The organism is Kitasatospora indigofera (assembly GCF_014655955.1).
Taxonomy (GTDB): domain Bacteria; phylum Actinomycetota; class Actinomycetes; order Streptomycetales; family Streptomycetaceae; genus Kitasatospora; species Kitasatospora indigofera.
This window is the reverse complement of the sequence record NZ_BNBO01000024.1, coordinates 58,151-70,629: the sequence shown is the minus strand read 5'-3', so window position 1 is coordinate 70,629 and position 12,479 is coordinate 58,151. Positions and strand designations below refer to the sequence as shown.

Below are 12,479 nucleotides of genomic sequence, written 5' to 3'. Positions count from 1 at the left end.
GAACCAGTGACCCCTACCGTGTCAAGGTAGTGCTCTCCCGCTGAGCTAATCGCGCCTGGTGAGGCGGTACTACGGCGAACCCCGAGGGGATCGAGTGCGCGATACTGGGATTGAACCAGTGACCCCTACCGTGTCAAGGTAGTGCTCTCCCGCTGAGCTAATCGCGCGGGGAGGGCTCCCGGCGAACCAGGGGCACCTCTTGGAGGTGGAGACGGGATTTGAACCCGTGTAGACGGCTTTGCAGGCCGTTGCCTCGCCTCTCGGCCACTCCACCAGGCAACACTCGAAGGACGATCTTACACTGTCCTTCATCGAGCGGACGACGAGATTCGAACTCGCGACCCTCACCTTGGCAAGGTGATGCTCTACCAACTGAGCCACGTCCGCCTGTCTCCCGGGGGCTTCACCGCTTTTCTTCGGCTGCGCTCCCTGGCGACGTGTTGAACTCTAGCGGATTACCGGGCCAGCTAAAAATCCGTTCCCGCAGCGTGCCGCGGGGATGCTCCCCAGGTGGTGCTCCGTCAGCCCGTCCGGACCCTCCCGGCCGACGCCCGCGTCCGCTCGCGCCACCGGGCGCCCGGCGCCGGTCCGCCGGGCGCGCCCGCGCCCCGCGCGCCCCCCGACCTACACTTCAGGCACCGCAGACCACCTCTTCGCCGCGCTCCACCACCGCGCGGCACAGCACCGAATCCGCGCAGGAGCACCGTGTCCGGCCCAGCCCTTCCCCTCAGCCCGCTCGCCCGTTTCGGCGGCCGCCTCGCCACCGGGCTGCGTGACGTCACCTCGGACCCGGCCGCACTCGACTCCGCCGGGTTCTGGGCCGTCGCGTACGACTTCGAGGGCCGGCTCACCTGCGCCCGCTTCGAGGACGTCCGCCCGGCCCCCGCCCCGCCCCGCACCGAGGGCTGGCGCGGCCCGAGCCCCGACAGCTGGCACAGCTCGCTCGACCGGGACGCCTACACGGCCGGCGTGCGCCGGATCCGCGACCACATCGCGGCCGGCGAGGTCTACCAGGCCAATCTCTGCCGGGTGCTCTCCGCGCCGCTGCCCGACCCGGGCCGCAGCGACGTCGACGCCCTCACCGGACTGCTCGCGCACGGGAACCCGGCGCCCTACGCGGGCACCCTGCGGCTGCCCGCGCACGGCGTCGAGATAGCCACCGCCTCGCCGGAGCTCTACCTGCGCCGGGACGGCCGCACCGTCTCCTCCGGGCCGATCAAGGGCACCGGCCGCACCGAGCACGACCTGCTGGAGAAGGACCACGCCGAGAACGTGATGATCGTGGACCTGGTCCGCAACGACCTCGGCCGGGTCTGCGCGACGGGCACCGTCACCGTCCCCGACCTGTGTGCGGTGGAGAAGCACCCCGGGCTGGTCCACCTGGTGTCCACCGTCCAGGGCGGGCTGCGCGAGGGCGCGGGCTGGCCCGAGCTGTTCGGCGCCACCTTCCCGCCCGGGTCGGTGACCGGCGCCCCCAAGTCCAGCGCCCTGCGGATCATCGAGGCCCTGGAGCGGGCGCCGCGCGGGCCCTACTGCGGTGCTGTCGGCTGGGTCGACGCGGACCGCGGCGAGGGCGAACTCGCGGTCGGCATCCGGACGTTCTGGATCGACCGGACGGACGCCGCGGTGCCCGTCCTGCGCTTCGGCACCGGCGCCGGCATCACCTGGGAGTCCGACCCGGCCCGGGAGTGGGCGGAGACCGAACTCAAGGCCGCCCGCCTGGTCGCGATAGCGTCTGGCCAGGGCACTCCCTGATCCGGCCGGCTGATCCCGGCCGGCCGGCTCCGGCCGATCCGGGCCGGTCGGGGCCCGTGCCCCACCGGGGCCGCCCACGGGCGGCCCCGGCAGCGCAACACCCCCCACCCGTCCTGCCCGAGGAGCAGCCACCGATGATCTGGGTCAACGGCTCACTGGTCGACAACGACGCCGCCACCGTCTCCGTGCTCGATCACGGACTCACTGTCGGAGACGGCGTCTTCGAGACCGTCAAGGCCGAGGACGGCCGGCTCTTCGCCCTCACCCGCCACCTGGAGCGGCTGGCCCGCTCCGCCCGCGGCCTCGGACTGCCCGACCCCGACCAGGACCTGGTCCGGGAGGCCTGCGAGCAGGTCGTGGCCGCCAACCCGATGCCGCTCGGCCGGCTGCGGGTCACCTACACCGGCGGCACCTCGCCGCTCGGCTCGGAGCGCGGCGACCAGGGCACCAGCCTGGTGGTCGCGCTGGGCACCGCCGCCCGCCGGGCCGACACCACCGCCGTGGTCACCGTCCCGTGGCGGCGCAACGAGCACAGCGCGGTGGCGGGCCTGAAGACCACCTCGTACGCGGAGAACGTCGTCGCCCTGGCCGCCGCGCACCGCGAGGGCGCCACCGAGGCGCTGTTCGCCAACACCGCCGGGCAGCTCTGCGAGGGCACCGGCTCCAACGTCTTCGTCGTCCTCGGCGGCCGGCTGCTCACGCCCACCCTCGCCTCCGGCTGCCTGGCGGGCATCACCCGCCGGCTGGTCGTGGAGTGGTGCGACGCGGAGGAGACCGATCTCCCGCTGTCCGTGCTCGCGGAGGCCGAGGAGGTCTTCCTGACCTCGACCCTGCGGGACGTCCAGGCCGTCACCCGGATCGACGGCCGGGAGCTGTCCGGCCCCGGCCCGGTCACCGCCAAGGCCATGATCCGGTTCGCCGAGCGGAGCGCCGACGACCTTGACCCCTGAGCGCACCCGGCCCGAGCGCACCCGGCCTGAGCCCCGCCGGTCGCCGGAGCCCACCCGGTCGCCCGAGCGCACCCGGCCGGTCGAGCGCCCCCGGCCGCCGGGCGGGCGCCGCCGGGCCCCGGCAACGCGCCGTCGGCCCCGGCCCGGCGTTCTCGGCGCGCCGCGCGGGGTACAACCGCCGGGCGGCGGGGAAAGGGCCTCGGCATGACCACCACGCTGCGTCCGGAGAGCCCCGAAGCCCCGGCCCCGGGCGGCGGCCGCACCCGGCGTTGGCAGATCTGTGCCAACGGCCGGCCGGTCGGCGCCCTGCGCACCACCGCGACCCCGCGCGGCGACCAGACCTGGGGGAACATCTCCGAGCTGGAGGTCCGCGAGGGGCTCCGGCGCGGGCGCGCCACCGTCGGCGCGCTCGCCGCCGAGGAGGTGCTCCGCGGCTGGGGCTGCAGCCGGGTGGACGCCGACGTCCCGGAGACGGCGACGGCGGCCCGCCGGCTGGCCGAGGTGCTCGGGTACACCGAGCGGATGCGGAACATGGCCAAGAGCCTGACCGTCGGCGTCGCGCTCCCGCCGGGGCTCGTCGCGCGTCCGGTCGACGCCGCGGGCTACCCGGCCTGGCTGGCCGAGGCCAAGGCCGGTTACCTGCACGACCTGTGTACCTCCGGGCTGACCGAGGAGCAGGCCCGGGCCAAGTCGGACGCCGACCACGCGTACCTGCTGCCGCAGGGCCACGCGACTCCCGGCGTGGCCCTGCGGCAGCTGTACGACGCCGACGGCGGGCTGCTCGGCAGCCTCTGGGTGGCCCTGCGCCAGCGCGACCTGCCGGACGGCCGGCCGCTGGCCTGGGTGATGACCGTGGAGGTGGCCCCGGACCGCCGGGGCCGGGGCCACGGCCGCACCCTGATGCTGCTGGCCGAGCGCGAGTGCCTGGCCGCGGGGGTCCGCGACCTGGGCCTCAACGTGTTCAGCGGCAACGAGGTGGCGGTCGGCCTCTACACCTCGCTCGGCTACGCCGTCACCAACCGGGTGTTCGGCAAGCCGCTCTGCTGACGGCGGGTCAGGAGGCCTGTCGCCCTCCGATGATCTCGACGATCCTGGCGCGCAGGCCGTCCTGGCTCGCGCCGCCGTCCAGGCGCTGCCCGGCGATCACGTAGGTCGGGGTGCCGCTCACCCCGATCGCCTTCCCCTCGGCCTGGTCGGCGTCCACGATCAGGGTGTGCCGGCCGTCGATCAGCGCGAGTTCGACCTCCTCGGCGTCCAGGCCGGTCTCCCGGGCCACCTCGACCAGCAGCGCCTCGCCGCGGGTCCCCAGCTCGTCGACCCGGGCGAGCAGGGCCTCCACGTACGGCCAGCCGAGGCCCTGGGCGAACGCCTCCTCGGCGGCCTGCGCGGCGGCGTACGCGTGCTTGTGCTTCTCCAGGGGGAAGTGCCGCAGCTCCACCGGCAGGGCGTCGCCGTACTCGGCGCGCAGGGCTCGGACGTCGTCAAGGGCGGTGCGGCAGTCCGGGCACTGGAGTTCGCACCAGAACTCCAGCCGGGGGAGGGAACCATCGATCATTCCCCCAGTGTTCCACTAGTGGGCGCCCCGCCAGGGAGCGGTGCGCGCCGGGCGACGCGGACGGGAGGCCCCCGATGTCCAGGACCGACGAGCGCGGGACCGGGCAGCCGTGCTGACCGCGGCGGTGGCCTTCACGCTGACGGCGGCGGGGGTGGCCGTCGCGGGCCTGACCGCGTACCGGCGCCGGTACCTCGCGGCCACCCGGTGGTTCGCGGTGGCACTGCTGCCGGCCGGGCTCTACCTGACCGGGCTCTTCCCGGTCGCCCGGACGATCGGCGGGGAGATCGCCGACTGGGCGACCCAGCTGGTGTTCGACCCCCGGGTGTGGACCGGGATCGCGCTGCTCGCCCTCTCCGCCGCCCTCCTGCTCGGCAGCCGCCGGGTGGCCCGCCGCCGGCTTGAGGCCGCCGCGCCGGCGCCCGGCGCGCCCACGGCGGCCGGCGCCGGGCCGGCCCGCCCGGCGGTCGCCGGAGCCCGGCCGACGGCGGGCGGGAGCGCGAAGGCACCGGGTCGTCCGAAGCAGGCCGCGCCGGACGACGGCCTCGGCGACTTCGCCGACGTCGAGGAGATTCTCCGCAGGCGCGGCATCTGAGCGGCCGGCCGGGCCCGGTGCGCGGGAACCCGGGGCCTCGCCGACCGGAGCCCGCGGCGGGCGCGGGCGCGGGCTCAGGCGCTGGGCACCGTCTCGGCCGAGCGCTGGCGGGCCCGGTAGGCGGCGACGTGCAGGCGGTTCCCGCAGGTCCGGCTGTCGCAGTAGCGGCGTGAGCGGTTGCGGGAGAGGTCGACGAAGACCCGCGCGCAGTCCGGTGCCTCGCAGTTGCGCAACCGCTCCCGCTCGCCGGCCATCACGATGAACGCGAGCGCCATCCCGAGCTCGGCCGCCAGGTGGTCGCCCAGGGCCGCGTGCGGCGCGAAGTAGTGGATGTGCCACCCGTGGTGGTCGTGGTTGGTCAGCCGCGGCGTCGTGCCGGCGGCCGCGACCACGGCGTTCACCAGTTCGGCGGCCTCGTCGGTGGAACCGGCCGAGAAGACCTCCCGCAGCCGGGCGCGCAACTGCTGGACGGCGCGCAGGTCGGCGGGGGTGAGCGAGTCGATCTCGCTGATCTCCTGGCGCACCACGAAGGCGTCGAGCGCGGCCACGTCCGTCAGCTGCTCGCTGCCGCAGGCGTCCGGCGAGGTGTTGAGGAGCTCGACCAGAATGCTCAGCGCGCACTCGGTGTCATGGGTGATCAGCACGTGGGGGCTCCTCGCGCGGCGGGCGGCGCTCGGCCACCCGCGTCGACTGTCACCCCAGACCTTACCGGGCGGCGGCGTCGGCGGGGGAGCTCCCGCGGAGCGGGCGGCGGCCGGGACGCGCCCGGACGCCCGGGCACCCGGCAGACCGGCCGGCCACCCGTGAGGGCGGCCGGTGCCGGTGCCGGGTGCTTCCGGAGCCCCGGTCCGCCCCTGGAAGGGTACGGACCGGGGACCCGGCCCCGAGGCCGCGACGTGCGCGGCGGGTCGTGCGGCCGTGCCCCCGAGTAGGACGGCCGCGGTACGGCAGGGGGGTGTCACCCCGCGATGCGGCGGGGTGGCGTCCTGCGGCGGGGTCAGCTTTCGGCGAGGATGTGCGACAGCTCCCGGTCGAGGTCGAAGTGGCGGTGTTCGGTGCCGGGGGGCACGGCGGCGTCCGTGCGCTTGAGAAAGGACTCAAGCGCCCGGGCCGGGGCCTCCAGCAGGGCTTCTCCTTCCGGAGAGCTCAGGGCGATGCAGACCACTCCCTGCCCGTGACTGCGCGAGGGCCAGACCCGGACGTCGCCGGTACCGGTGGGTCGGTGCAGCCCCTCCGCAAGGAGATCTCGGGCGAACACCCACTCCACGGTCTCGTCGGCACCGGTGTGGAAGGTGGCGTGCACGGCATAGGGGTCGGCGGTGTCGTAGCGCAGGCCCGCGGGGACGGGCAGCGAGGACTCGCTGGACACGATGAGGCGCAGGTGCAGCTCGCAGCTGACCGTGGTGTTCATAAGCGCCATGGCCTTTCGCTCAGTGTGCGCTCGGGGAATCGCACGTCGGCGAACGGACCATCCCACCTCCAAGACCGATGTAAACCCCTCTGTCCCGATTCGAGGGCGAGTCGTACCCCTTCCGGCGCATTGCGGAATCGGCTCGGTGCGGAGGGCGACCGATTACCGGCCGGTCGTCTCGGCTAGTTTCCTGGCATGGCTGTACGAAGCGACAACACGGGAACGGGTGAGGCCGTGCAGGACGGGACGGGGGCCGGGCGGGGCACGCCGGACGGGCAGGACGGGACGGGGGCCGGGCAGGGTGCGCCGGACGGGCAGGACGGGGGCCGGCCGCTGGGGTCCAGGGCCCCGCACTTCATCCGGCGGTCGAGGCCGCTGCACCTGAGCTGGCAGGTGGTGATCTTCCTGGTCGGCCTCGCCGTGGTGGTGCTCGGCGTGGTCATGCTGCCGCTCCCCGGGCCGGGCTGGGTGGTCATCTTCCTGGGCATGGGCATCTGGGCGACCGAGTTCGTCTGGGCCCAGCTGGCCCTTCGCTGGACCAGGCGCAAGGTGTCCGAGGCGGCGCAGAAGGCGATGGACCCGAGGGTCCGGCGCCGCAACCTCACGCTGACGGCCGTCGGCCTGGTCGTGATCGCCGGGCTCGGCGGCTGGTACCTCTGGAAGTACGGGCTGACCATGCCCTGGAACCTGGGCTGACCGGTCCGCCCGGCCGGACCGCCGAGGGGTGTTCGGAGCAGCCTTCGGGATGCGGTAATGTTTTCCCTGCACCCGGGCGATTAGCTCAGCGGGAGAGCACTTCGTTCACACCGAAGGGGTCACTGGTTCGATCCCAGTATCGCCCACCGGAATGCATTGGTGAGACGTGGAGCCCCGGCCATTAAATGGCCGGGGCTCCACGTCTTTTACCGATAATCCCGTTCCGCCGGCGGTGAATCCGGCTGAGGCGCAGTCATCTTCCCTGCGGCGCCCGAGTTCTGCGGGTCCGACAGCTGCCGGAGGGCGGGCGGGTTGCGGGGCGGCCCTCGAATGGTGCTAGTCTTCTTCTCGTTGCCCGGGCGATTAGCTCAGCGGGAGAGCACTTCGTTCACACCGAAGGGGTCACTGGTTCGATCCCAGTATCGCCCACCCGGACAGCACGGTTGTCTGACAACCGGCAGCGCACAGGCCCCGACCGGTTCTCCGGTCGGGGCCTGTCGCATGCGGCGGCACCGTCACGGGGCCGCCGGACCGCCGCCGCCCGAGGGGCACGGCGTCACGCCGCCGCCTCGCAGCGGTGCTCGGGCGACAGCCGCCGGCCGCAGGCGCACCGCAGCGGGCGCAACGGCCAGGACAGGTCCACCCGTTCCGGGGTGCCCGAGCGGTCGAACCAGTTCTGCAGCCCGCGGGCCTGCGCCGCGTGCCAGACCCGCTGCCGCAGGTGCAGGTCGGCCGGACCGAGCGCGCCGAGCGCCCCCGGGTAGCGGGCGGCCAGGATCCGGACCAGGCCCATGGCGGCCGTCGCGTCGGCCGCGGCGTCGTGCGCGCCCGTCAGCTCGACCCCGTAGTGGGCGCACAGGTCGGTCAGCGTGCGGCGCCCCTTGCGGTACCGGTCGACGTGCTTGTCGAGCACCCGCGGATCCAGTATCAGCAGCTCGGCCGGGCCCAGGCAGTCGGCCAGCGTGACGTCCCGGTGCCGGCGCAACTCGCGGTCCAGCAGCGTCAGGTCGTACGGCGCGTTCATCACCACCACCGGGGTGCCGGCCCGGGCCTGCTCGCCGAGCGCGCGGGCGATCTCGGCCACCACCGTCCGGGCCGGCCGGCCCTCGGCGCGGACCCGCTCGTCGGTGATGCCGTGCACCGCGCGGGCGCCGTCCGGGATCGGCACGCCGGGGTCGGCCAGCCAGGTCGTGGCCTGCGGCACGGCGCCGGGCGCGAGTTGGACCACCAGGGCGGCCGAGACGATGCGATCGGTCTCGACGTCCACGCCGGTGGTCTCGGTGTCGAAGGAGGCGAGCGGGCCCGTGAACCATTGCTGCTGCATAACCGCCCCTCAGGTACTGCCCTCAGGAGATGCGGACGGCCGGCCGGAGCCGGCGAGACCGGGCGGGCGCACCGCCGAGGACCGGCGGTTCGCCCCGCCCGGTCTCGTCCTGTCCAGGTGATACCCCGTTCTGACGGGCCCTCAACCCGTTTGCCGCCGGGCTCCTCGGGGATGATCCCGGTGGTGGTCCGTCCGAACGGGGCGGGACGCCGCGCGCCGAGGTGGGGGAGGCGGGAGCCGTGGCGCTGACGCAACCGCAGTCCGGGGACACGACGCAGTCCGGCGGCCCGGCCCGGCCCGGGGGGACGCCGGCCGTGCCGCGCGGCAACCTGGCCACCACCGCCTGCATGGAGACGCTGCAGGTGGCCTACCTGCACGCGGTCGCGGCGGCGGCCGGCTGCTCGCTCTCCCAGCCCTTCCCCGACAACGGGATCGACTGGCAGGTCAGCCACGGCTCACCGGCCCACACGGTCGACGACGAGGTCACCGTCAAGATCCAGCTGAAGGCCACCCAGCAGATCGCGGCGGCCCCCGCCGGGCCGCACTTCAGCTTCACGCTCGACAACGCCCACCTGCGCAAACTGGCCCGCGCGCAGGTGGCGGTGCCCAAGATCCTGGTGGTCATGCTGCTGCCGCGCCAGGTCGACCAGTGGCTGCAGGCCCGGCCGGACGCCCTGGAGCTGCGGCACTGCTGCTACTGGGTCAACCTGGCCGGCCACCCGGTCACCGGACAGCGGCGGACCAACGTGCGGGTGCCGGTGGCCAAGGTCTTCGACGACCGCGCACTGTGCGAGATCATGGCGAGGGTCGGCGCGGGCGGCAGCCCGTGACCGGCCGGCGCCCCCGGCTGGGAGGAACCGACACATGACGGGTACCCGGATGTCCGAGGACGGGGCGCCGGCGCTGCCGGACCCCGCGGCGGTCGACCCGGCGGTGCTGGCCACCCTGCTCGCCCGGCACGGCTGGGTGCGCCGCGGCGGCCCGACGGCCCGCTACGGGCGCTGGACCCCGCCGGGCGACAGCGACCCCGGCACCAGCGTGCTGGTGCCGGCCGGCGGCGGTTTCGACGACGCGGTGGACCTGCTCGCCGACGCGGTGACCGCCCTCTCCCGCTCGCACACCCCCTCCGCCCGCTCGATCCTGCTGGCGCTCACCGTGCCCGGGGACGAGATCCAGTGGCGCCGTGAACAGCCCGGCGTGCCCGGCGCGGTGACCTGGGAGGGCGAGGAGCGGCTGCACGAGGCGGCCCGGGCGATGCTCTCCGCCGCCGCCAAGGCCGCCCGCACCAGGGCCGCCTACTTCGGCGCCCGGCTGGACGGCTGGGCCGGCGACTTCGTGCAGCGGGCCCTGGTGGTCGGGCCCGCCACGGCGGGCGGCCTCACCGCCTACACCCCGGCCCCGGAGGGCCGGGCCGCCGTCACCACGCTGGTCCGGGCGCTGGAGGCGATGCGAGACGCGGTCGACTACCGGCGGGTCAGCGGCGGGCTGGAGGCCTTCGAGAACGCGGTGCAGAGCGGCGTCAGCCGCGAACTGGTCGAGGCCGTCCAGCTGCTGGTCCGCGGAGCCACCGCCGCGCAGGTCTCGGTGGCCTGGTCGGCCGCGGTCGGCACCCCGGGCGGCTTCGGCGACCGGCGGATCGCGCTGGAGTTCTCCCCCGGCGACCTGCCGGCCCTGGAGGAGGCCGCCGAACTGCTGGAGCGGATCGAGCCCGCGGTGGCGGTCACCGTCGTCGGTGTGGTGGTGCGGCTCAAGCGCGGCGGCCCGGCCGGCCCCGGGTCGGTACGGCTGCGGGTGCTCAGCGGCGCCGAGGTCGCCGAGGTCAAGGTCCGGCTGGACGACCGTGACTACCGGCTGGCCGCCGAGGCCCACCTGACCGGGGTCCCGGTCCGGGTCGGCGGCCGGCTGGAGCGGCGCGGCGGCTTCCGCAGGCTGGCCCGGCCGCACGGCCTGGAGCTCGTCCGGCTGGAGGACGCCGAGCGCGAGCGGCTGCTCAAGACGCTGGGGGAGGGCGGCCAGGACTGAGCGGCGGGCCCCGGGCCCGAGCCGTTGCGGCGGTCGCGGCCGCCGCGGGCACCGGAACGGGTATATGGGTGCGCGAGGCGGTCGCCGCTCTCGGTACCATCGTGAACGCGCAGTGAAGTGCTGCGCCTCACGCTTCCAGCACGTCAGGAGAGACCGGTGACGGACGTCCGGGTAATCATCAACCGCGAACCCGATCGGGAAGAGCGCGTGGTGACCACGGGCACGACGGCCGCCGAGCTCTTCGCCGACGACCGCTCGATCATCGCTGCCCGGGTCGCCGGCGCGCTCAAGGACCTCGCCTACGCCGTCCAGGACGGCGACGAGGTCGAGCCCGTCGAGATCGGCAGCAAGGACGGCCTGGACATCCTGCGCCACTCCACCGCGCACGTGATGGCGCAGGCCGTGCAGCAGCTCTTCCCCGAGGCCAAGCTCGGCATCGGCCCGCCGGTCAAGGACGGCTTCTACTACGACTTCGACGTCGAGAAGCCGTTCCACCCCGATGACCTCAAGGCCATCGAGAAGAAGATGCAGGAGATCATCAAGCGCGGGCAGAAGTTCTCCCGCCGGGTGGTCGCCGACGACGCCGCCCGCGAGGAGCTGGCCGGCGAGCCGTACAAGCTGGAGCTGATCGGCCTCAAGGGCTCCGCCTCCGCCGAGGACGGCTCCAACGTCGAGGTGGGCGGCGCCGAGCTGACCATCTACGACAACCTGGACGCCAAGACCGGCGACCTGTGCTGGGGCGACCTCTGCCGCGGCCCGCACCTGCCGAGCACCCGGCAGATCCCGGCGTTCAAGCTGATGCGCAACGCGGCCGCCTACTGGCGCGGCAGCGAGAAGAACCCGATGCTGCAGCGCATCTACGGCACCGCCTGGCCGTCGAAGGACGAGCTGAAGGCCCACCTGGACTTCCTGGTCGAGGCCGAGAAGCGCGACCACCGCAAGCTCGGCAACGAGCTGGACCTCTTCTCCATCCCCGAGGACATCGGCTCCGGCCTCGCCGTCTTCCACCCCAAGGGCGGCATCATCCGCCGCACCATGGAGGACTACTCGCGCCGCCGGCACGAGCAGGAGGGCTACGAGTTCGTCTACACCCCGCACGCCACCAAGGGGAAGCTCTTCGAGAAGAGCGGCCACCTCGACTGGTACGCGGACGGCATGTACCCGCCCATGCAGCTCGACGAGGGCGTGGACTACTACCTCAAGCCGATGAACTGCCCGATGCACAACCTGATCTTCGACGCGCGCGGCCGCTCCTACCGCGAACTGCCGCTGCGCCTCTTCGAGTTCGGCACCGTGTACCGGTACGAGAAGTCCGGCGTGGTGCACGGCCTGACCCGGGCCCGCGGCTTCACCCAGGACGACGCGCACATCTACTGCACCCGTGACCAGATGGCGGACGAGCTCGACTCGACGCTGACCTTCGTCCTGGACCTGCTGCGCGACTACGGCCTCACCGACTTCTACCTCGAACTCTCCACCAAGGACCCGGAGAAGTTCGTCGGCTCGGACGAGGCGTGGGAGGAGGCCACCGAGGTCCTCCGCAAGGTGGCCGAGAAGCAGGGCCTGCCGCTGGTGCCGGACCCGGGCGGCGCGGCCTTCTACGGCCCGAAGATCTCCGTCCAGGCCAAGGACGCGATCGGCCGCACCTGGCAGATGTCCACCATCCAGCTGGACTTCAACCTGCCGGAGCGCTTCGACCTGGAGTACACCGCGGCGGACGGCTCGCGCCAGCGCCCGGTCATGATCCACCGGGCCCTGTTCGGCTCGATCGAGCGGTTCTTCGCGGTCCTGCTGGAGCACTACGCCGGCGCCATGCCGCCGTGGCTCGCCCCGGTCACCGTGGTCGGCATCCCGATCACCGACGAGCACGTGCCGTACCTCCAGGAGGTCGCGGCCGAGCTGAAGAAGCGCGGGATCCGGGTCGAGGTGGACGCCTCCGACGACCGGATGCAGAAGAAGATCAGGAACGCCCAGAAGCAGAAGTTCCCGTTCATGCTGATCGCGGGCAACGAGGACATCGAGGCCGGCGCGGTCTCCTTCCGCTACCGCAACGGTGAGCAGAAGAACGGCGTGCCCGTCGCCGACGCGATCGCCGAGATCGTGGACGCGGTGGAGCGCCGGATCCAGGTGTGACGCGCCCGGTGGTGACACCGGCGCGGTGAGCGGTGCGGGGC

12 protein-coding genes and 6 tRNA genes (1 of these 18 cut by a window edge) are annotated in these 12,479 nt (G+C 73.8%); 10 read left to right on the top strand and 8 right to left on the bottom strand.

All coding sequences use genetic code 11. The features are described 5' to 3' along the window. From IE329_RS21105 to IE329_RS21090, 4 genes are all read right to left on the bottom strand, one after another. Positions 1-55, bottom strand: a tRNA-Val gene (locus tag IE329_RS21105); it reaches 117 nt to the left of the window's first position. Between the two features lie 40 nt (positions 56-95). Then, positions 96-167 (bottom strand) — tRNA-Val (locus tag IE329_RS21100). Between the two features lie 33 nt (positions 168-200). Continuing rightward, a tRNA-Cys gene (locus IE329_RS21095) sits at positions 201-274 on the bottom strand. Between the two features lie 40 nt (positions 275-314). After that, positions 315-387: transfer RNA gene (locus IE329_RS21090), tRNA-Gly, on the bottom strand. 318 nt (positions 388-705) lie between these two features. On the opposite strand from IE329_RS21090, the gene IE329_RS21085 reads away from it, so the two are divergent. The 3 genes from IE329_RS21085 to IE329_RS21075 all read left to right on the top strand — a co-directional run bounded on the left by IE329_RS21085 (position 706) and on the right by IE329_RS21075 (position 3,752). Then, on the top strand, positions 706-1,755 hold the full coding sequence (locus IE329_RS21085; protein ID WP_190212499.1) for a chorismate-binding protein: 1,050 nt from the start codon (positions 706-708) through the stop codon (positions 1,753-1,755). Between the two features lie 134 nt (positions 1,756-1,889). Then, on the top strand, positions 1,890-2,705 hold the full coding sequence (locus tag IE329_RS21080; RefSeq protein WP_190212498.1) for an aminotransferase class IV: 816 nt from the start codon (positions 1,890-1,892) through the stop codon (positions 2,703-2,705). A 204-nt stretch (positions 2,706-2,909) separates the two neighbouring features. Further along, entirely contained in the window at positions 2,910-3,752 is an 843-nt protein-coding gene (locus tag IE329_RS21075) for a GNAT family N-acetyltransferase (protein ID WP_190212497.1), read from the top strand. Between the two features lie 7 nt (positions 3,753-3,759). Here IE329_RS21075 and IE329_RS21070 read toward each other — a convergent pair whose 3' ends face one another. Further along, positions 3,760-4,260 (bottom strand): DsbA family protein, encoded by a 501-nt coding sequence (locus IE329_RS21070; protein ID WP_190212496.1) that lies wholly within the window; start codon positions 4,258-4,260, stop codon positions 3,760-3,762. A gap of 109 nt (positions 4,261-4,369) precedes the next feature. Here IE329_RS21070 and IE329_RS21065 point away from each other — a divergent pair, with 109 nt between their 5' ends. Continuing rightward, complete coding sequence (locus IE329_RS21065; protein WP_190212495.1) at positions 4,370-4,852, top strand: hypothetical protein; 483 nt, start codon at positions 4,370-4,372, stop codon at positions 4,850-4,852. A 74-nt stretch (positions 4,853-4,926) separates the two neighbouring features. Here IE329_RS21065 and IE329_RS21060 read toward each other — a convergent pair whose 3' ends face one another. After that, complete coding sequence (locus tag IE329_RS21060) at positions 4,927-5,496, bottom strand: CGNR zinc finger domain-containing protein (protein ID WP_190212494.1); 570 nt, start codon at positions 5,494-5,496, stop codon at positions 4,927-4,929. 353 nt (positions 5,497-5,849) lie between these two features. Further along, the gene (locus tag IE329_RS21055) at positions 5,850-6,263 is read right to left on the bottom strand and encodes an SsgA family sporulation/cell division regulator (protein WP_030056266.1); all 414 of its coding nucleotides are present in this window, start codon (positions 6,261-6,263) and stop codon (positions 5,850-5,852) included. 195 nt (positions 6,264-6,458) lie between these two features. On the opposite strand from IE329_RS21055, the gene IE329_RS21050 reads away from it, so the two are divergent. From IE329_RS21050 to IE329_RS21040, 3 genes are all read left to right on the top strand, one after another. Further along, complete coding sequence (locus IE329_RS21050; RefSeq protein ID WP_190212493.1) at positions 6,459-6,959, top strand: TIGR02611 family protein; 501 nt, start codon at positions 6,459-6,461, stop codon at positions 6,957-6,959. Between the two features lie 74 nt (positions 6,960-7,033). Next, positions 7,034-7,105 (top strand) — tRNA-Val (locus tag IE329_RS21045). Positions 7,106-7,316: 211 nt separating this feature from the next. After that, positions 7,317-7,388 (top strand) — tRNA-Val (locus IE329_RS21040). 127 nt (positions 7,389-7,515) lie between these two features. On the opposite strand, the gene IE329_RS21035 is transcribed toward IE329_RS21040, so the two are convergent. Then, complete coding sequence (locus tag IE329_RS21035) at positions 7,516-8,283, bottom strand: 3'-5' exonuclease (protein WP_190212492.1); 768 nt, start codon at positions 8,281-8,283, stop codon at positions 7,516-7,518. 239 nt (positions 8,284-8,522) lie between these two features. Here IE329_RS21035 and IE329_RS21030 point away from each other — a divergent pair, with 239 nt between their 5' ends. From IE329_RS21030 to thrS, 3 genes are all read left to right on the top strand, one after another. Then, entirely contained in the window at positions 8,523-9,113 is a 591-nt protein-coding gene (locus IE329_RS21030; RefSeq protein ID WP_373311245.1) for a DUF4365 domain-containing protein, read from the top strand. A 34-nt stretch (positions 9,114-9,147) separates the two neighbouring features. Further along, entirely contained in the window at positions 9,148-10,305 is a 1,158-nt protein-coding gene (locus IE329_RS21025) for a hypothetical protein (protein ID WP_229927624.1), read from the top strand. Between the two features lie 156 nt (positions 10,306-10,461). Then, positions 10,462-12,438, top strand: coding sequence for a threonine--tRNA ligase (gene thrS / locus IE329_RS21020; RefSeq protein WP_190212491.1), 1,977 nt, complete (start codon positions 10,462-10,464; stop codon positions 12,436-12,438). The last annotated feature ends 41 nt before the right edge of the window (positions 12,439-12,479 follow it).

What these genes read in the sequence shown, in the direction of transcription:
- IE329_RS21075 (WP_190212497.1), top strand. Translation starts at nt 2,910, where the DNA reads ATGACCACCACGCTGCGTCCGGAGAGCCCCGAAGCCCCGGCCCCGGGC.
- IE329_RS21055 (WP_030056266.1), bottom strand. Translation starts at nt 6,263, where the DNA reads ATGAACACCACGGTCAGCTGCGAGCTGCACCTGCGCCTCATCGTGTCC.
- IE329_RS21025 (WP_229927624.1), top strand. Translation starts at nt 9,148, where the DNA reads ATGACGGGTACCCGGATGTCCGAGGACGGGGCGCCGGCGCTGCCGGAC.
- IE329_RS21035 (WP_190212492.1), bottom strand. Translation starts at nt 8,283, where the DNA reads ATGCAGCAGCAATGGTTCACGGGCCCGCTCGCCTCCTTCGACACCGAG.
- IE329_RS21080 (WP_190212498.1), top strand. Translation starts at nt 1,890, where the DNA reads ATGATCTGGGTCAACGGCTCACTGGTCGACAACGACGCCGCCACCGTC.
- IE329_RS21050 (WP_190212493.1), top strand. Translation starts at nt 6,459, where the DNA reads ATGGCTGTACGAAGCGACAACACGGGAACGGGTGAGGCCGTGCAGGAC.
- IE329_RS21070 (WP_190212496.1), bottom strand. Translation starts at nt 4,260, where the DNA reads ATGATCGATGGTTCCCTCCCCCGGCTGGAGTTCTGGTGCGAACTCCAG.